At 68.3% G+C, this 17,827-nt stretch carries 17 protein-coding genes; 9 read left to right on the plus strand and 8 right to left on the minus strand.

The features are described 5' to 3' along the window. Nucleotides 1-10: 10 nt before the first annotated feature. The gene (locus ON04_RS02875) at nucleotides 11-2,395 is read right to left on the minus strand and encodes a transglycosylase domain-containing protein (protein WP_050815242.1); all 2,385 of its coding nucleotides are present in this window, start codon (nucleotides 2,393-2,395) and stop codon (nucleotides 11-13) included. Between the two features lie 269 nt (nucleotides 2,396-2,664). Between ON04_RS02875 and ON04_RS02880 the strand changes: the two genes are divergently transcribed. Further along, entirely contained in the window at nucleotides 2,665-3,042 is a 378-nt protein-coding gene (locus tag ON04_RS02880) for a WhiB family transcriptional regulator (protein WP_010540073.1), read from the plus strand. Between the two features lie 485 nt (nucleotides 3,043-3,527). Here ON04_RS02880 and bagB read toward each other — a convergent pair whose 3' ends face one another. Together bagB and bagA are read right to left on the minus strand one after the other, a co-directional pair. Continuing rightward, entirely contained in the window at nucleotides 3,528-4,637 is a 1,110-nt protein-coding gene (gene bagB, locus ON04_RS02885) for an ArsA family ATPase (RefSeq protein WP_010540074.1), read from the minus strand. A gap of 1 nt (nucleotide 4,638) precedes the next feature. Then, nucleotides 4,639-5,703: an ATPase BagA gene (gene bagA / locus ON04_RS02890; protein ID WP_010540075.1), complete on the minus strand. Its 1,065-nt coding sequence runs from the start codon at nucleotides 5,701-5,703 to the stop codon at nucleotides 4,639-4,641. Nucleotides 5,704-5,768: 65 nt separating this feature from the next. Here bagA and ON04_RS16390 point away from each other — a divergent pair, with 65 nt between their 5' ends. The 3 genes from ON04_RS16390 to ON04_RS02900 are packed head-to-tail and all read left to right on the plus strand — an operon-like array spanning nucleotide 5,769 to nucleotide 7,272. Beyond that, nucleotides 5,769-5,939: a DUF4177 domain-containing protein gene (locus tag ON04_RS16390; protein WP_010540076.1), complete on the plus strand. Its 171-nt coding sequence runs from the start codon at nucleotides 5,769-5,771 to the stop codon at nucleotides 5,937-5,939. Continuing rightward, nucleotides 5,939-6,418, plus strand: coding sequence for a RidA family protein (locus ON04_RS02895; protein ID WP_010540077.1), 480 nt, complete (start codon nucleotides 5,939-5,941; stop codon nucleotides 6,416-6,418). The genes ON04_RS16390 and ON04_RS02895 overlap by 1 nt, the downstream gene beginning before the upstream one ends. Before the next feature lie 5 nt (nucleotides 6,419-6,423). After that, nucleotides 6,424-7,272 (plus strand): MBL fold metallo-hydrolase, encoded by an 849-nt coding sequence (locus ON04_RS02900; protein ID WP_010540078.1) that lies wholly within the window; start codon nucleotides 6,424-6,426, stop codon nucleotides 7,270-7,272. Between the two features lie 136 nt (nucleotides 7,273-7,408). Here the strand turns inward: ON04_RS02900 and ON04_RS02905 are convergent, their stop codons facing one another. Continuing rightward, nucleotides 7,409-8,113, minus strand: coding sequence for a Crp/Fnr family transcriptional regulator (locus ON04_RS02905; RefSeq protein ID WP_010540079.1), 705 nt, complete (start codon nucleotides 8,111-8,113; stop codon nucleotides 7,409-7,411). Between the two features lie 424 nt (nucleotides 8,114-8,537). Here ON04_RS02905 and nth point away from each other — a divergent pair, with 424 nt between their 5' ends. The 4 genes from nth to ON04_RS02925 are packed head-to-tail and all read left to right on the plus strand — an operon-like array spanning nucleotide 8,538 to nucleotide 12,014. Continuing rightward, nucleotides 8,538-9,233, plus strand: coding sequence for an endonuclease III (nth, locus tag ON04_RS02910; protein WP_238529232.1), 696 nt, complete (start codon nucleotides 8,538-8,540; stop codon nucleotides 9,231-9,233). After that, entirely contained in the window at nucleotides 9,230-9,898 is a 669-nt protein-coding gene (locus tag ON04_RS02915) for a TlpA family protein disulfide reductase (RefSeq protein ID WP_010540081.1), read from the plus strand. The genes nth and ON04_RS02915 overlap by 4 nt, the downstream gene beginning before the upstream one ends. Next, nucleotides 9,895-10,821: an NUDIX hydrolase gene (locus tag ON04_RS02920; protein ID WP_010540082.1), complete on the plus strand. Its 927-nt coding sequence runs from the start codon at nucleotides 9,895-9,897 to the stop codon at nucleotides 10,819-10,821. The genes ON04_RS02915 and ON04_RS02920 overlap by 4 nt, the downstream gene beginning before the upstream one ends. Then, nucleotides 10,818-12,014 carry a MarP family serine protease gene (locus tag ON04_RS02925; RefSeq protein WP_010540083.1) on the plus strand — a complete coding sequence of 399 codons (1,197 nt, stop codon included), beginning with the start codon at nucleotides 10,818-10,820 and terminating at the stop codon, nucleotides 12,012-12,014. Before ON04_RS02920 ends, ON04_RS02925 begins: the two co-directional genes overlap by 4 nt. A 23-nt stretch (nucleotides 12,015-12,037) precedes the next feature. Here ON04_RS02925 and ON04_RS02930 read toward each other — a convergent pair whose 3' ends face one another. The 4 genes from ON04_RS02930 to ON04_RS15860 all read right to left on the minus strand — a co-directional run bounded on the left by ON04_RS02930 (nucleotide 12,038) and on the right by ON04_RS15860 (nucleotide 16,725). Beyond that, entirely contained in the window at nucleotides 12,038-13,006 is a 969-nt protein-coding gene (locus ON04_RS02930) for an alpha/beta fold hydrolase (protein WP_033443995.1), read from the minus strand. Next, nucleotides 13,003-13,518: a phage holin family protein gene (locus tag ON04_RS02935; protein ID WP_010540085.1), complete on the minus strand. Its 516-nt coding sequence runs from the start codon at nucleotides 13,516-13,518 to the stop codon at nucleotides 13,003-13,005. The genes ON04_RS02930 and ON04_RS02935 overlap by 4 nt, the downstream gene beginning before the upstream one ends. A gap of 81 nt (nucleotides 13,519-13,599) precedes the next feature. Further along, complete coding sequence (acs, locus tag ON04_RS02940; protein WP_010540086.1) at nucleotides 13,600-15,570, minus strand: acetate--CoA ligase; 1,971 nt, start codon at nucleotides 15,568-15,570, stop codon at nucleotides 13,600-13,602. A gap of 153 nt (nucleotides 15,571-15,723) precedes the next feature. After that, on the minus strand, nucleotides 15,724-16,725 hold the full coding sequence (locus ON04_RS15860; RefSeq protein ID WP_158217811.1) for a PRC-barrel domain-containing protein: 1,002 nt from the start codon (nucleotides 16,723-16,725) through the stop codon (nucleotides 15,724-15,726). Between the two features lie 158 nt (nucleotides 16,726-16,883). Between ON04_RS15860 and ON04_RS02950 the strand changes: the two genes are divergently transcribed. Continuing rightward, entirely contained in the window at nucleotides 16,884-17,687 is an 804-nt protein-coding gene (locus ON04_RS02950) for a hypothetical protein (protein ID WP_010540088.1), read from the plus strand. Nucleotides 17,688-17,827 lie beyond the last annotated feature (140 nt).

Consider the following 17,827-nt stretch of genomic DNA (forward strand, 5'->3'; position numbering starts at 1 on the left):
CCGCGAGCGACTAGCGGGGTGGCGAGATGGTGATGGGCGCCAGGCCTGGGACATTCAGGACGATGGGTTCGTCGCCGACCGCGGCCCCCGGTCCAGAGGCTCCCGGACCGCCCGCCCCGGTACCGCCCCCGCCACCACTTCCAGACGAGCCGTCGGAGACGCGGAGTGTGACCTGGGATCCCGCGATGCCGGTACCGCCGTCAACGCCCACGACCGTCCCGTACGGGCGGCCGGATCCGGAGACGAACTGGGTGTTGACGACGAACCCGGCGTTGGTGAGCAGTGACGTGGCGGTGGACTGGCTCATGCCCTCCACGTCAGGCAGCGCGGCGCCGGTTGTGCCCGCCTGGTAGGCAGGGTCCGGTTCCGGCAGCTGAACGGGCCCGTAGATGGTCGCGATCGGGGAAAACGCCGAGAACCAGGTCTGCGCCGGCTCGAGACCACCGAAGAGATTGCCGTATGAGCACTGCCGCAACGGACTGGTGCACAGCTCGCTGGTGGTGGTGCCGTCGTTGAAGGCGTACACGGCGGCCGCGTAGTTGTTGGTGAACCCGAGGAATGCCGAGGAGCGGTTCGCCTCGGTGGTTCCCGTCTTGCCGGACATCGGCAGTCCCCATCCGGCGCCGCCGGCGGCGCCCGCCGCGGTGCCGGCGCCCACGGAGTCCTTGGACATGGCCACGGAGAGGGTGTCTGCCAGGCCCTTCTCGACCACCTGCTCGCACTCGGGCTCGTTCAACTCGACAGGTTTGCCGGAGCGGTCGGTGATGGACTCGATGGGGCTCGGCGGGCACCAGACACCACCGGAGGAGAGGGTGGCACCGACGTTGGAGAGTTCGAGAGCATTGACGGCGGTCGGGCCGAGCGTGAACGAGCCCGAGTTGTTCTTCTTGATGAACGAGCTGATCGAGTCGCCGTCGCTCGCCGTGCCCTTGCGGTCGTAGGACCGCAATCCCAGCCGGACCGCCATATCGACCGTCGGGGCCACGCCCACATCCTTGATCAGGTTGACGAAGGTCGTGTTAGGTGACTGGGCCAGCGCGTCGGTAACCGGCAGGGAACTGGGGTATGCGCCCGCGTTCTCCACGCAGTATTGGCCGGGCGGGCAGCCCAAGGCGCCGCCGGCGCCAAACCCGGAAAGCTGCACGCGGCGGGGGACAGCCAGGCTCGTGTTGGTGCCCATGCCCTTCTCCATGCCCGCGGCCACGGTGAAAATCTTGAACACCGATCCGGCGCCATCGCCCACCAGGGAGAACGGCTGCGGCTGGACGGTCTGGCTGTCGCCCAGTTCGAGCCCGTACTGTCGGCTCGAGGCTATGGCCACGACCTTGTGCGACTCTGTGCCCGGCCGCACGACACTCATCACCTCGGCCACACCCTGGGCCGTCGGATTGCCGTGGGCGTCGAGGGATCGCTGAACATTCGCCTGAACGGTCTCGTCCAGTGTGGTGCGGATGGTGTACCCGCCCTGCTCGACCATCTCGCGGCTCAGGCCGTTCTGGTCGAGGTAGTCCAGGACGTAATCGCAGAAGAAGCCGCGATCGCCCGCGGTGATGCAACCCCGCGGCAGGGAATTGGGCCGCTCCAGGACCCCGAGCGGTTCGGCGGTGTACCGGGCACCGTCCGCCGGGGAGATTGCGCCCGTCTGGACCATCGTGTCGATCACGGTGTCCCGACGCTGCTTGGTGTCCTCGGGGTTCGTGTACGGATTGAAATTGCTGGTCGACTGCACCATCCCGGCGAGCATCGCCGACTGCGGGACCGTGAGTTCCGAGGCGTCGACGCCGAAATAGGTCTGTGCAGCGGTCTGGATGCCGAAGGAGCCGTTGCCGAACGAGATCAGGTTGAGGTACTTGCTCAGGATCGCGTCCTTGCCCATCTCCCCGTCCAGGGTGAGGGCCATGCGGATCTCTTTGATCTTGCGCGCCGGGGTCGTTTCCACCGCGGCTCGACGTTCGGCGTCGTTCTCGGCGGAGACGAGAAACTGGAAGTTCTTGACCAGTTGCTGGTCGATCGTCGAGGCGCCCTGCTGGACGTCGCCGGCCGTGGCGTTGGTCAGCGCGGCGCGGATCGTGCCGCGCCAGTCGACTCCGGCGTGGTCGCCGAACCGGCGGTCCTCGATCGCGATGATCGCCAACTTCATGTTCTGGGAGATCTCCTCGCTGGGGACCACCACCCGCTGTTGGTCGTACAACCAGGCGATGGGTTCACCGGCCGCGTCGGTGACCGTGGAGATGGACGGCAGGTCGCCTTTGATCAGGTCCGCGGAGGTGCCGGCCAACGAGTCGGCCATCTTGTTGGAAGCCAGTCCCACAGCTCCGGATATCGGGAACACCGACCCAGCCGTGACCACTCCGGCGGCGACACAGGTCGCGACCAGCTTTCCCAGGGAACTCATAGCCGACACCCGCTCAGAGTACGTGACCACCCCCGTCGCGCATCCCCGCGCGGTCGGTTCCACAACCAACTCTTTACTTCTGTTGTGTGACTGCGGTAACAATATGAGTGAACGCGGGACGAATCGATCCGGATCAGGATCATCGTCAGATGGACCTGGGATCAGGAGTTCCGCGAACACAGTGGGCCCTCCGCGCCGGGTGGGTCCAGAAGGCCGGAAGTGTGAACCGAAGAATCCGTTCACACTTCCACACAGATTGGGGTACTTCGATGACGGCCACCCTTCCCGGGACCTCCAGCTCCCTAGACACGGGGGTCCGCCCCGGAAGCAGCAATCCTCTCGGATCGGAGGAGACGATCATCGGGGAGGGCCGCCAGGAATGGGTGGCCCAGGCCCGATGCAAGGACATTGACCCGGACGAGCTGTTCGTTCGCGGGGCCGCGCAGCGTAAGGCGGCCTCGATCTGTCGACACTGCCCGGTTCTACTGCAGTGCCGTGCCGACGCACTCGACAATCGTGTGGAGTTCGGCGTGTGGGGCGGAATGACCGAGCGTCAGCGTCGTGCACTGCTCAAGCAGCACCCCGAGGTGCGGTCCTGGGCGGACTTCTTCGCCCAGCAGATCGAGCGTCACACCGCCGTCTACTGAGTCACGACGCAGGGTCGTCTCTGACCCGGCGCCCCTCGACGATCGGCAGCGGCCGACCCTCATCGGCCCGCTCGAATCGACAACACTGATCCTCACGCGGTCCGCGGCACGTCGCCGTGGGCCGCGTTTGTCGTCGGTGGCAGTTGCTGTGGCTGGTTCCTGTGGCTGTGGCAGTAACAGTGCGCTGTAGCGGACACCGCTTCGCCTAATGGCGCGCGCGCCCCGTCAGGTAGGGCGTAGTTCGCGCCATGCCGCGTCGGAGGGTCGGGCCAGGTCCCCGCGCCGCGTTTGCTCGTGCTCACTGCGAAAAATACCGTCTCGGATCGCAGTGGTGACGACAAAACCGCGGGGGCTACGCAGCAGGCCTGCAAACCGTCGGCCCCAGCGCAGCAGGCCTGGTGCGCTGAGCTGGGGCCGGGCGGGACCTGCGAGGGGCGGCGGGCGGCGCAGGAGGCCGGGCACAACCGGCGCCGCGGATGTCCCGCCTAGCCGCAGAGTTGGTCGCCCACAGAGCGCAGGGCCTCGAGGTTGGAGATCTCGAACGGCAGCGACGGCACTCCCACGATCCGTACGTCCGGGTGGGTGTCGGTGAACGACTCCAGCAGCCGGACCTCCTGCTTGGCGGTCCCGGCGCGATCGGCGTGGATGCTAAGCACTGCCGCGGCCTCTGGATTGCTGTCGGCGAGCCGGTCCGCGGCGGCGCGGGCCTGCTCGGCGTCGAGGTCGGTCAGTCGCGGGTGCGTGCGGTTGATCACGACCCCCGCCAGCGGCATCTTCTCCTCGGCCAGCCGCTCGGCGAAGAACGCGGCTTCACGTAGGGCGGGCCGCTCCGCGGAGGAGATCACCAGGAATTCGGTGCCCTTGCGCCGCAGGATGGCCTGGGTGCGGGCGGCGCGCGTGGTGAATCCGCCGAAGGTGGTGTCGAGGGCCACCACGACCTCGGAGGCGTCCTTGAGCATCGACGAGCCCACGACGGCGGAGACCCCGCGCATGGCGGTACTCATGGCGCCGGTGACCAGGCGTCCGACTCCGCGACCCGGGGCGGAGAACAGTCGCATCAGTCGGCTGTCGAGGAAGGTGCCCAGGCGGCGTGGGGCGTCGAGGAAGTCGAGCGCGTTGCGGGAGGGAGGGGTGTCGACGACGACGAGATCCCACGTCGAATCGTCGAGCAGTTGCCCCAGCTTCTCCATGGCCATGTACTCCTGCGTTCCCGCGAAGGAGGTGACCATGGTCTTGTAGAAGCGGTTGTCGAGGATGGACTGCGACTTCTCGGGGGTCGTATTGGCCGTGACGAGCTCGTCGAACGTGCGACGCATGTCGAGCATCATCGCGTGGAGCGAGCCGCCGGCGGCCTCTTGGTCCGCACCCATGTCGACGGGCGAGGGCTCGTTGGTCAGGGAGTCGATGCCCAGCGCCTGGGCCAGACGGCGGGCCGGGTCGATGGTCAGCACCACTGTGTTCCGGCCGAGCTCAGCGGCCCGCAGGCCGACGGCGGCGGCAGTGGTGGTCTTACCCACGCCGCCGGCGCCCGTGCACACCACGACCCGCGTGGTGGGGTCGGTGAGCATGGCGGTGATGTCGAGGCGACGTGTCATATCAGTGCACTCCCTGGTCGACGAGGGCGGAGGCGAGGTCGTAGAGATCAGTGATCTCGACGCCGTGGTTCAGCGCTGGCAGGACGAGCGTGGGGCAGGCCGCCGACGTGAGCGTTTCGCCCGCGCGCAGCTGTCCGCGTGCGACACGGGCGTACTCGATGGCCTGCACGAGGAGTCCCTGAAGGCCCTCGTCGTCGACCTCCACGCCGGCTTCCTCGAGACCGGCCAGGACGGCATCGGCGTCGATCTCCTCGTCGGCGATCCGCTCCAGCGAGGCGTCGTCGAGGTGGCGGGTCTCGGCGCGATTGATGATGACCTGGCCCATCCGCAGGCCGTGACTCTTGAGGTCGGCGATCGCCTCGATGGTCTCCTGCACGGGCAGCGACTCGAGCAGGGTCACCAGGTGCACGACCGTCCGATTGGAGTGGACCAGCTCGGACACGGACTCGGCCTGGCGGCGGATTGGTCCGCCACCGCCGGCGAGGTCGGCCATCGCGGTGGTCACGTCGAGGAACTTTCCGATCCGGCCGGTGGGCGGGGCGTCCACGACCACCGCGTCGTAGACGACTTCTTTCTTGGCGTGCTCGCGCGTGACGACCTCGTAGATCTTGCCGGTGAGCAGCACGTCTTTGAGGCCGGGGGCGATAGTGGTGGCGAACTCGATGGCACCCACCGTCTTCATCACCCTGCCCACCACGCCGAGGCGGTAGAACGTCTCGAGGTAGTCGAGCATCGCGGCTTCGATGTCGATCGCGAGGGCGAAGACCTTGCCGCCGCCGTCGACCCTGGCCACCAGTTCCTCGCGGTAGGGCAGCGGTTCGCGATCGAAGGTCCGGGCGATGCCCTGACGTTCCTCGACCTCCACGAGTAGTACCCGCTTGCCGGTCGAAGCCAGCGCGAGGGCGAGCGAGGTGGCGACGGTCGTCTTGCCCGTGCCTCCCTTACCCGAGACGTAGTGCAACTCGGCGCGTGCGGAACTGTCGGACCAGCCGGTGGACAGCTCGTCGGCGATCGTGGCATGGGTCGCCGACGATGTCTGCATTCCTGGACTCTCGGTGGACGGCATGCGCTCCAGACTAGGCCCACGCACCGGCGCGCGCATGTTGCTTCCGACTTACCTAGAGTGGGGCCATGAGCGAATCCACTGCCGCAGCCCGGTTCGAGTACGCCACCATCCCGCTGCTGACCCATGCCACCAAGCAAATCCTCGATCAGTGGGGAAGCGATGGCTGGGAGCTGGTCTCCGTGCTGCCCGGCCCCACGGGTGAGCAGCATGTCGCCTACATGAAGCGGCAGCTCTGATGGCGGACCCGGAGGCCACCGGCTACTGGACCCGCAAACTCGCCCAGCTGGGGTTCGAGCTACCGACGGTCGTGCCGCCGGTCGCCAACTACGCCCCCGCCGTGCGGACCGGCGCGTTCGTCTACACCTCGGGCCAGCTGCCCATGGCGGACGGCGAGCTCGTCGCCACCGGCAAGGTGGGCGCCGCGGTGTCTCCGGAACAGGCCACCGAGCTGGCCCGCACGTGCGCACTGAACGCACTGGCGGCCGTCGACGGGCTCGTAGGCATCGACTCTGTGGTCCGGATCGTCAAGGTCGTGGGGTTCGTGGCGTCCGCGCCCGGCTTCAACGGCCAGCCGGCGGTCCTCAACGGTGCGTCGCACGTGCTGGGTGAGATCTTTGGCGACGCCGGCGTCCACGCCCGTTCGGCCGTCGGTGTCTCCGAGTTGCCGCTGGATGCCCCGGTCGAGGTTGAGCTCATCATCGAGGTTGAGGGATAGATCTGATGTCCGCAGGCTTGGCCCCGATCAGTTTCCCGGCGTACGAGACGCTGCGCCCGGTGACGGAGCTGGCAGGGGTCATCCTGTGCGATAACCCCTCCGAGATGACGTTTGAGGGGACTAATACGGTCGTCCTGCGAGCCCCGGGGTCGCCCACCTGCGTGGTGGTGGATCCGGGGCCCGACGATCGCGCGCATGCCGAGCGGATCGCGGCGATCGTGGGGGAGATCGAGCTCGTCGTCATCACCCATCGTCACGGCGATCACACCGACGGCATCGATCACTTGCGCTCCTTTACCGCCGCCCCGGTGCGGGCCGTCGAGGAGCGCTTCTGCCGGGACGGCTTGCCGCTGGTCGACGACGAGGAGATCCACGCCGCCGGACTCGACATCATCGTGCTGGGCACTCCGGGGCATACGGCCGACTCGATCAGTCTCGAAGTGCGGGCCGCTGGTGCCGGGTTCACTGCTCCCGCCGACTGCGTGGTGCTCGGCGACACGATCCTGGGCAGGGATTCGACCGTGTTGGATTCCACCGACGGCGACCTCGGCGACTATCTGGCCAGCATGGACCTGCTCGCCGGGCGGGCCGGTGGCCTCACCGGGATTCCGGGACACGGCCCCGACGTCGCGGATACCGGCCGTACCGCCCAGGTTCTGGGGCAGCACCGACGGAATAGGCTCGAGCAGATCGTGAACGCCCGTGCCGAGCTCGGCCGCGAAGCCACCGCCGCCGAGATCACGCAGCACATCTATCGCGATGTGACGCCATTTCTGTTGAAGGTTGCCGAGCAGTCGACGATGGTGGCGCTGCGCTACCTGGACCGTCTCGCCGCCGGCTCCTACGACGCCTGACCTGCGCGCCTCGACCCCGCATCCGCTGCCAACGATGAACTCCCGCACCGGCGGCAGCGGGTGCGGGAGTTCATCTTCAGGTGCGCCTGCTGAAGCGATGGGCGCGATGGGTCGGGCGCCGCTGCGGTGACTCAGGTCAACGAGCGCGGCGGGCCAGACGCTCCGTGTCTGAGATGATGACGCTCTTGCCCTCGAGTCGCAGCCAGCCGCGGTGGGCGAACTCGGCCAGAGCCTTGTTCACCGTCTCGCGGGAGGCGCCGACGAGCTGCGCGATCTCCTCCTGCGTGAGGTCGTGAGTCACGCGGATGTTGCCACCCTCCTGGGTGCCGAATCGCTGCGCCAACTGGAGCAGGGCCTTGGCCACGCGACCGGGTACGTCGGTGAAGATCAGATCCGCGAGGTTGTTGTTGGTACGACGCAGACGACGCGCCAGCACCCGCAGCAGCTGGTCGGAGATCTCGGGCCGCTCGGCGATCCAGCGCTTGAGCGCGGACCGGTCCATGGCCTGCACCGTCACGTCGGTCACGCAGACAGCGGACGAGGTGCGCGGGCCCGGGTCGAAGATCGAGAGCTCACCGAACATGTCGGACGGCCCGAGGATGGACAGCAGGTTCTCGCGACCGTCGGGCGACTTGCGGGACAGCTTCACCTTGCCCGAGGTGACGATGTAGAGACTGTCGCCCTGCTCGCCCTCGCGGATGATCACGTCACCCTTCGAGTACTCCTCGCGAGTGAGGTCGGAACGGAGCGCGGAGACGGCCGCCGGCTCCACACCCTGGAAAATACCGGCCCGGGTAAGGACGTCGTCGGCAGACTGGTCCGTGCGGCGATCAATCGTCACAGTCTGTGACCCTCCGTTCGGGCGAGGACATGGGTGTCCCCGCCATGGCGTGCGTGTGGCGAGAGCCACTGTAGTCGTTCCTGCGCCGGAGATGTGTCCAACGCGCGGTCTATAGAAAGGCTCAGGATTCGAGCTGCTCGGGTTCGGCCAGGATAGCGTTCTCGAAGCGTTCCATGAGAAGGGCGAATCCGGCCAGGAGGACCGGCACCAGGACGACAAGAATTCCCTGCATGCAGTCGATTATCCACCCCCCGGTCGCGGGCCGCACACCCGGCCGGTCGGAGCGGCTCCGCGCGGCGGAGGGACGGGACCGTAATGTGGATGCATGCCCGACCCAGCTTTCGCTTCCCCGAAGCGCCGCAGACGAGGGGTGGCCGCGAGGGGGGTGGAAACCGACCTCGGGCGCACCCGCCGTGCCAGGCGCATGCTCCGCTCCCTCGAGAAGGCGTTCCCCCACGTCTACTGCGAACTGGATTTTACGAACCCGCTCGAGCTGAGCGTGGCCACCATCTTGTCGGCGCAGTGCACGGACAAGCGTGTCAACGAGGTCACACCGGCTCTGTTCACGCGTTACCGCACCGCCGCGGACTACGCGGGGGCGGATCGCGAGGAGCTGGAGGAGTTCATCAGATCGACGGGCTTCTACCGCAACAAGGCCCGCAGCATTCAGGGCCTGGGCGCGGCGTTGGTGGAGAAGTACGACGGCGAGGTGCCGCGGACGCTGGAGGAGTTGGTCACGCTCCCGGGATTCGGACGTAAGACGGCCAACGTGGTGCTGGGGAACGCCTTCGGGGTGCCGGGGATCACCGTCGATACGCACTTCATGAGGTTGGTGGCCCGGTGGAAGTGGACCGAGGCCACGGACCCGGTCCACATCGAGCGGGACATGATGCGACTGCTGCCCCGCGCCGGTTGGACTGATGCCAGTCACCGGATCATCTTCCACGGTCGCAGGGTGTGCCATGCCCGTACCGCGGCCTGTGGAGCGTGCGTCCTTGCCGATGACTGCCCGTCCGCGGGGGAGGCCGGCCCGCTCGATCCCGTCGCCGCCGCCCGGCTCGTGGCGGGACCCGAACGTGACGACCTGCTTGAACTGGTCGGATTGGGGGAGTTGGTATGAGCGCCTCTCTGAGATGGTCGCTGGTCGCCTTTGTGGTGCTGATCGGCGTCGTCGTCGCTCTTCTCTCCACCCTCGGTGGCCCCGAGGAGGGCGCCGGCGACACGGCCGCATCGGCTACCGCACCACCCGTCGGTGCGCCGCCGGCCGAAGAACCGCGCACGATCGTGGACGCCGAGACCCGCGGCACGGTCGACCTGCCCGAGTGCCGCGACGGCGCCGTGCCCGCCACCACGACGGGGCCCGCCGCCGGCCTCATGGTTCGCTGCATGAACGACGGCTCCACCACCACGCTCGGCAAGATCCAGGCCGGCAAGCCGATGCTGGTGAACATGTGGGCCTACTGGTGCGAACCGTGCCGGCGCGAACTGCCCGCGATCCGTGACGCCCGGGCCACCCTCGGCGACGACGTGCGCGTGGTGATCTCGCACACCGACCCGTCCGAGACAAAGGGGTTCGACACCCTGGCAGCGCTCGGGATCGAGGACCTCATCTCCGTCTCCGACCACGACGAGGAGCTTCCCGCGCTGCTCGGAGCACCACCAGTGCTGCCGCTGACGCTGTTCGTCAACGCCGACGGCACGATCGCGCACGTGCAGATCGAACCGATGTACACCGAGCAGGACGTGCTGGACGCGGTCTCCGAGCATCTGGGGGTGACGGCGTGACGGATCCCGCGACGAACCCGCACGTGCCCCGGCCCGGCGACATCACCGGTGCGCCCCACCCCGGGTGGATGGACCCGCTCATGTTGGCGTGCGTGGACGGCAGTTTCGACGGGCTGTTGCCCCGGCGTCGTCCCCCCGAGGACAGCGGACCCAACGAGATCGGACGCCCGCACCGCTATGCCGCCGTGCTGGTGCTGTTCTCCGGCTCCGTGGACGCGCCCGGTCCGCGGCCCCCGTCGGACGCCCGGATCCTGCTCACGCACCGCGCACCCACCCTGCGCAGCCATTCCGGACAGGTGTCGTTCCCCGGCGGCGGTGTCGACGACACCGACAGCGGGCCGGTCGAGACCGCTCTGCGCGAGGCCTGGGAGGAGACCGGTCTCGAACCCGACGGTGTGGAAGTCCTCGCCGTGCTTCCGGAGCTGTACATCCCGGTCTCCAACTTCTCAGTCGCCCCGGTGCTCGGCTACTGGCGCGAACCGATGGAGGTTGACGTGGTGGACACGGGGGAGACCTCGCGTGTCATGACCGTGCCGGTCGACGAACTCCTCGATCCTGCCAATCGCTTCCTGCTGCGCCATTCCACCGGCTGGACAGGGCCGGCGTTCCAACACGACGACCTGGTGGTGTGGGGGTTCACCGCCGGGATCATCGCCGCCATGTTCCACTCCGCCGGCTGGGACCTCGACTGGGACACAAGCGACATCCGCGACCTCGAGCAGACTCTCGCCGCCTCCGGCAACGGGGAGAAATACCGCATGTCCGACGAGGAGGCCCGCCGCGAGCACACCGACCCCCTGGCCGACAGGACCGTGGCCGGGGTGCCGGGCGTGAGTTCGGGGTCCGACGTGCCCGATGACGCGCCGAGAACCGAGGAACCGCTCGACCTTCCCGCCGACGATCCCCGGAGGGGGTACCGGTGACGGGCTCTCAGTGGCTCGACATCGCCCTCTTCGCGCTCGCGGCGGCCGCAGCTATCTCCGGATGGATCAACGGTGCGGCAGCCTCGGGTTTCGCGCTGCTCGGCGTGGCCATCGGCGCCACGTCCGGACTGCTCGTGGCGCCCCACCTGGTTCGTGAGGTCGACTCGCCGCTGGGCCGTCTCGCGGCGGGGTTGACGATCATCGCGGTGATGGTGATCATCGGGCAGATCGCGGGTGTGACCATCGGTCGGGCGGCCCGCCGCTATATCTCCGGTCCCGGTGCTCAACTACTCGACAGTACGGTGGGTGCGCTGTTCCAGTCCGCGGCGATGCTGCTCGTGGCGTGGCTGGTCGCCGTCCCGGTCGCAGCCCAGGAGGGGACCGTACCCGGCAAGGTGGTGCGCGGCTCCACCGTGCTGGCGAAGATCGACGACGTGGCCCCCAATCAGCTGCAGCGGATCCCGGCAGCGTTCAGCCAGGTCCTCGGCACCACCGGATTCCCCGACATCCTGGGCCCGTTCGGAACCACCCCGATGCAGGAGGTGCCGCCACCGGACCCCGTGCTCGCGGGGTCGGAAGTCGTGGCCAGGGTTCGGCCGTCGGTGCTCAAGATTCGTGGCCGCGCCGAGTCCTGCAGCCGTGCGCTGGAGGGCTCCGGCTTCGTGGCCGCCCCGGGGCTTGTGATGACCAACGCCCATGTGGTGGCGGGTACGGGTTCGGTGACCGTCGAGTCCGGCGGCACCGAGCTCGACGCCGAGGTGGTGGTCTACGACTCGAGTGTGGACATCGCGGTGCTGCGGGTCGACGGGCTCGATGCGCCGGCCCTCCCGCTGGCCGCCGAGCACTCCCGCACCGGAGACAACGCGATCGTCCTGGGCTATCCGGGCAATGGTCCCTACCGGCCGGACGCGGCACGCATCCGCGAGCGGGTGACCCTGCGTGGGCCGGACATCTACCGCGAACAGACCGTTGAGCGCGAGGTGTACATCCTTCGGGGGACGGTCCGCGAGGGCAATTCCGGTGGCCCGCTGATCTCGCCGGACGGGCAGGTCGTGGGCGTGGTGTTCGGGGCCGCGATGGACGCCGCCGACACCGGCTATGCACTCACCGTCGAGCAGGTACTGCCGCAGCTGCAGGCGGGTGTCGATGCGGTGGGCGCGGTGTCGACCGGCAGCTGCGTCGGGGTCCGCTGACGCAGCTGGCTGAAGCGCCTCGGTCAGAGGTCGCTGATGCTGCGCGCGAAATCCACGATCAGGTGTGACGTCGCGGCAGGGGCCTCCATGGCGGGGTAGTGCCCGGCTCCGGTGATCAGTTCCGTGCGGAAGTTGCGGGCCCAGGGAGCCGAAGCGCGAACGGTTTCCGGAAGGATGAATCGGTCCTCGGCGCCACTGATCCCCAGAACCGGCTGGTCCAGGACCCCCGAGACGGCCCGTCGGAAGTCTCGGCCGTCCGGGCGGAGCTGGCTGCGCACCATCCAGCGGCGACTTTCCAGTGACAGGTGCGCGACCTTCGGGATGAGCATCGCGCGCCGGAGCAACTCGGCGGATTCGCGGAAGTCCTCCGTCTCCGGCCACGCGGCGCCGGAGCGGGTGCGGAGCATCTCCTCCACGTCCGCGGCGCCGTCACGGGTCAGTCGTCGTTCGGCGAGTCGCGGTGTCTGGTCACTCAGCAGGCGGGGCACGATCGCCCGCCGCTGGGTGCGGTCACGCAATGCGGCTCGGCGGGTTGCGAGTGGGTGGGGGGATCCGACGACGACGAGGCCCCGCACCGCCCGCGGCCGGCGGTATGCGGCGGTCCACGCCACGAATCCACCCTCGCCCTGACCGACGAGCACGGCTGAGGAGTGCCCGAGTGCCCGGACGAGGTTGGTGACATCGGAGGCCAGCGTCCACGGGTCGTAGCCACGTGGCGGTTTGTCGGAGTCACCGTGGCCCCGCAGGTCGAGTGCCACCGCGTGGAAGCCCGCCTCCGCCAGTGCCAGCATCGGCGCGCGCAACGTCCACCAGATTCCGCCGAGTCCGTGGATCAGCAGGACCAGCGGTGGCAGCGCACCGGGGTCGGTGTCCGCGGGGAGTGCCTCGGCGACGTGCAGGCGGATGCCGTTGGCCGAGATATCACGATGCCGCCACGACCCGTCGATCCTGACGATCGACGGGTCGGGCGGCCTGTGAGCGGGCGTTCTCAGCTGCGTGCGGAGGGCTCGGGCGTCTCGGTGACACGCACCGTGCCGGGCCGCGGCTCGGTACCCCTGGGCATGGCCAGCTTGAGGTCGGACACCGAGTCGATCGTGCGCTGGGGCTTACGGATCTTCTTCACCTTGCGGTAACCGAGAAACCCGAACAGCGCGGCCAGCACCACCAGGACCACAAATACGATGAGGAAGCCCATCCAGTCCCAGGTCTTGGTACCGAACCACATCGAGATGAGCTTGGCCCACATGAACACGAACGGGAAGAACGACATCATCAGGAACACGAGCGCCGCCACGAAGAACCCGGAGCCGGTCGCCGCCTTCTTCACCTGCTCGGTGATCTCGGTTTTGGCCAACTCGAGTTCGGAGCGCAGAAGCGTCGACACATGGGTCGAGGCGTTCTTGACCAGGGTGCCGATACTTGCGTCGCCGCTCCCGATCGAGTCCGCATCGTGCAGGGGGATCGATGCCTGGGTCGGCGTGTGGGTTCCCTGGGCGTGGCTCACGGTTGTTCCTCCATTGTCCGGCGACGGGTGCACCGTCGTCCATCGTGCCACGACACGTGGCTGCGTTCACCCGCTACCCGGTCAGCCGCGCGTGCCCTTGGTCCGGATCTGCTCCATGATCGACGGATCCGACAGGGTGGAGGTGTCGCCACCGTCGCGGCCTTCGGCCATGTCCTTGAGGAGCCGACGCATGATCTTGCCGGAGCGTGTCTTGGGCAGTTCGGGCACGATCGTGATGTCCCGGGGCTTGGCGATGGGGGAGATCTCGGTGGAGACCCGAGCCCGCAGCTCGTCGATGAGCGCGCGGTGATGGTCCGTGTCCTCGGGGGCGCTCTCACGCAGGATCACGTACGCGACGATCGCCTGACCTGTGGTGTCGTCGTTCGCGCCCACGACCGCGGCCTCGGCGACGGAGTCATGTCCGACGAGGGCGGACTCGACCTCGGAGGTCGAGATCCGGTGGCCGGAGATGTTCATGACGTCGTCGACGCGACCCAGGACCCAGAGCGCACCGTCGGCGTCCCACTTGGCGCCGTCACCGGCGAAGTAGTACCCCTCCTCGGCGAAGCGTGACCAGTAGGTATCCCGGTAGCGCTCCATGTCGCCCCAGATGCCGCGGAGCATGGCGGGCCACGGCTCGGTGATCACCAGGAAGCCCTGTTCCTCGGCGGCGACCTCCTTGGCGTCGCCGTCGACGATCGACGCACTGATGCCGGGCAGTGGTCGCATGGCGGAACCCGGCTTGGTCTCGGTGACGCCGGGCAGCGGCGAGATCATGATCGCCCCGGTCTCGGTCTGCCACCAGGTGTCGACAATCGGGACGGCGTTGCCACCGATGTGCTCGTGGTACCAGCGCCATGCCTCCGGGTTAATGGGCTCACCCACTGAGCCGAGCACCCGGATCGAGCTGAGGTCGTGGGCCTTGGGGATCTCGCGGCCCCACTTCATGAACGTGCGGATGAGCGTCGGCGCGGCGTAGTAGATGCTGACGCCGTACTTCTCGATGATCTCGAAGTGCCGGTGCTCGTTCGGCGAGTTGGGCGTGCCCTCGTAGACCATGCAGGTGGCGCCGTTGGAGAGCGGGCCGTAGACGCCGTAGGTGTGACCGGTGACCCATCCGACGTCGGCGGTGCACCAGTAGACGTCCTCGCCGGCCTTGTGGTCGAACACCACGTGGTGCGTGTAGGACGCCTGGACCAGGTACCCGCCGGTGGTATGGATGATGCCCTTGGGCTTACCGGTGGTCCCGGAGGTGTAGAGCACGAACAGCGGGTGCTCGGAGTCGAAGCCCTCGGGGGTGTGATCCGCGGACTGGGCCGGGATGACCTCGTCCCACCACACGTCACGCTCGTCCTGCCAGTCCACGTCGATCCCGGTGCGGCGCACCACGAGGACCTTCTGGACGGACGCCGCCGGGCCGTCGACGCTGGGCATGGAGTCGCCGAGTGCCTCGTCCACGGATGACTTCAGCGGGGCGGGCTTGCCGCGCCGGAACTGCCCGTCGGCGGTGATGACCACCTTGGCCTCCGCGTCGTCGACACGGGATCGGAGTGCCTGCGAGGAGAACCCGGCAAACACCACGGAGTGGGTCAGGCCCAGGCGCGCACACGCCAACATCGCGACGTAGGTCTCGGGCAGCAGAGGCATGTAGATGGCCACGCGGTCGCCGGCCACCAGACCCAGAGAGCTCAAGTAGTTGGCGGCGCGGCTCACCTCGTCCTTGAGGTCGGAGTAGGTGATGTCGCGGGAGTCGTCCGTGGGCTCTCCCACCCAGTGGATGGCCACCCGGTCGCCGTTGCCCGCCTCGACATGGCGGTCCACGCAGTTATAGGACGCGTTGAGCGTGCCGTCGACGAACCACTTGGCCACCGGGGCGTCGGACCAGTCGAGGACCTGGTTCCACTCGGAGTTCCAGTCCAGTCGCCGAGCCTGCTCGTCCCAGTAGGCCAGACGGTCGGAGGATGCGCGCTCGTACTCATCGGGACCGGCGTTGGCCTGCTCGGCGAACGCGGGGTCGGGGGCGAAGGTCTCGTTGTGGTCCTGAGCGGTCATCGGAAGGCTCTCTCTCGGGGACAGAATTCACGGCGGCCGGGGTCGACACGGCGGAGGCGACGGAACCGGTGATTGTGAGGGTAGTCACACGACCTAGCGAGTGTTTGACAGCACACCCGTCGGGGGGAGAGTGGGTGTCCCCGTCCCCTCTGCTCAGTCGCGGGACGCGGAGTCGTCCTCGGCGCGGCCTTTGTCCGAGGCGGCCCCCGAGGGTTTGGCGGGTGCGGACGTGGAGGTTTTCGCGCTCGTGGTGGAGTCGCCGGACTTTCCGGGGGCGGTGGGCTTCGTCGTCGTCGCTGTCGGGGTCTTCTTGTCGCCGCGGTCCTTCGACGACGCCTCGGGAGCGTCGCCGGGGGATGTCTCGCGAGAGATCGGCGTGGTCTGCGCGGTCGGTTGGTCTTTGGGCTCGGTGGATTTGTCCTTCGATCTAGTGGCCTCGTCCCTCGGCCCGGCGTTCGTGTTCTCCGGCGCCGGCGTGGTGCTCTTCGCAGGGGCGGCCGTGGTGCCCTTCGGCGTTTTCTGCTCAGGCTTGGAGCCGGTAGCGGTCTTGTTCTTCGTCGCGGCGTTGGTCTCGGTCGAGCGCTCGGTCCTGGGCTCTGTCGTGGGCTCGGTGGAGCTCGTATCCGTTCGTTTGGCGCTGCCCTTGTCCGTGGGCTTCCCCGCGCTCTTCCCCGTGCCCTTGTCGGCGCTCTCGACGGTGGGCTCGACGGTGGGCTCGACGGTGCGCTCGCCGGGGCCCTTGGACTTGTCTTTCGAGGTGCGGTTGCTCTCATCTGTGCGAGCGGCGCCGGCAGCGACGTCGGCGGTGCCAGCACGTGGAGCATCGGCACGGGCTCCCGACGGGGCCTCGATCCCGTAGTACTCGAGCAGTGTGATCTCCTGCTCTGGGGTCAGAGCGTCCTCGGTGTGGTCGGGGCGAGGCGAATCGCGGACGACAGCGCGGGTGTGGTCGACGTGCAGCTCGTTGTCGAGTAGACGTGCGCCGTGGAGCGGGACGATCGCGTCGGCGGAGAAGATCCCGGTCGCCACGGTCGCAAAAGTGATTTTGCCGCTGGAGTCGTCCACATAGACCTGGCGTACCGCGCCGATCTTGGTCCCGGTCGAGTCGAAGGCGGTCGCGTCGAGCAGGGTGTCGAGCTGTTCCTTGAGGTTCACGGGGATCTCCGGGGTTCGAAGGTGAGCGTCGGACCCGAGCACGGAGTCCCTTTACCGATTGTGGTGATTACATCAGCTCGACAGCGGTTGAGTCGGCTGATAGTTAGCTGTGTCGGGGGATTTTCGACCGTCTGCGTCCCGACGGCACCCCGACTCCGATGGTCACGGTGGGTCGCGGGCGGCTGATCGGTACCCTCGACCGCGTGACCTCCCCAGCCCACGACCCGCTCGCCCCGCTGGTGTCCCTGCCCGGCGTGGCCGACGCCGCGGAGGCCGCCCGGACCGCTCTGGCCACCGTGCACCGCCACCCGGCGAACAGGCGCGGCTGGCCCACCACGGCCGCAGAGTCGGTGTTGCGCGGTGCTCGGGCCTCGGCGGGTGTGGAGGGGGCGTCGGTGCGGCTCGACGCGGACGGCCACCACGACGACGTGCTGGCCAGCGCACTGCGCGTGGCTGGGGAACTGACCGGCGAATCGCTGGACCGAGCAGTGGCGGTGTGGACCCGCTCGCCACTGCAGGAACTCGCGCACCTGCATCTGCTGGCCGCGTCCGGGCCCGGGGTGGACCCGGAAACACTCGGCCGACCGCGTGCGGAGTCGGGTGTCGCGGAGCGGCTCCAAGGTCTGGCGGAGCTGATCACCGGTGGGACCCGGGTGCCCGCGCCGATACTGGCGGCGGTCGTGTTGGGTGAGCTGTCGGGGTTGAAGCCGTTCGGTTCGTCGGATGGGATCGTCGCCCGCGCTGCGTTCCGCCTGGTCGCGGTGTCGACGGGGCTCGACCCGCACTGCCTCGGGGTGCCGGAAGTGACCTTTTATCGCGACCCGCGGGCGCACCGTACGGCGCTGGATGGATTCGTATCCGGCACCGAGGACGGCATCGCCGCCTGGTTGATCCACTGCTGCGATGCGCTCGAGGGCGGTGCGCGAGAGGCCGCGTCGATCGCCGAGGCCGCCGGCGCCTGACGTTTCCGGGGCCTGACGTGCGATTGGCGGGCCGGCCCTGGGGCCGACCCGCCGTCTCACTGCGGATCCATCGAGAGTTCCGGGTACCAGGCGTCCAATGGTCCGCCGTGTGGCCGGTCCGGGACAACCGCCGGTGGCGG

This window comes from Dietzia alimentaria 72, from assembly GCF_000226215.1.
Classification (GTDB): Bacteria; Actinomycetota; Actinomycetes; order Mycobacteriales; family Mycobacteriaceae; genus Dietzia; species Dietzia alimentaria.

Bases quoted from the DNA above. Each gene is read 5' to 3' on its own strand.
- ON04_RS02950 (WP_010540088.1), top strand. From the start codon at position 16,884: ATGGTCACGGTGGGTCGCGGGCGGCTGATCGGTACCCTCGACCGCGTG.
- acs (WP_010540086.1), bottom strand. From the start codon at position 15,570: ATGACCGCTCAGGACCACAACGAGACCTTCGCCCCCGACCCCGCGTTC.
- bagA (WP_010540075.1), bottom strand. From the start codon at position 5,703: ATGCCGTCCACCGAGAGTCCAGGAATGCAGACATCGTCGGCGACCCAT.
- nth (WP_238529232.1), top strand. From the start codon at position 8,538: ATGCTCCGCTCCCTCGAGAAGGCGTTCCCCCACGTCTACTGCGAACTG.
- ON04_RS02900 (WP_010540078.1), top strand. From the start codon at position 6,424: ATGTCCGCAGGCTTGGCCCCGATCAGTTTCCCGGCGTACGAGACGCTG.
- ON04_RS02915 (WP_010540081.1), top strand. From the start codon at position 9,230: ATGAGCGCCTCTCTGAGATGGTCGCTGGTCGCCTTTGTGGTGCTGATC.
- ON04_RS02895 (WP_010540077.1), top strand. From the start codon at position 5,939: ATGGCGGACCCGGAGGCCACCGGCTACTGGACCCGCAAACTCGCCCAG.
- bagB (WP_010540074.1), bottom strand. From the start codon at position 4,637: ATGACACGTCGCCTCGACATCACCGCCATGCTCACCGACCCCACCACG.
- ON04_RS02875 (WP_050815242.1), bottom strand. From the start codon at position 2,395: ATGAGTTCCCTGGGAAAGCTGGTCGCGACCTGTGTCGCCGCCGGAGTG.
- ON04_RS02880 (WP_010540073.1), top strand. From the start codon at position 2,665: ATGACGGCCACCCTTCCCGGGACCTCCAGCTCCCTAGACACGGGGGTC.
- ON04_RS16390 (WP_010540076.1), top strand. From the start codon at position 5,769: ATGAGCGAATCCACTGCCGCAGCCCGGTTCGAGTACGCCACCATCCCG.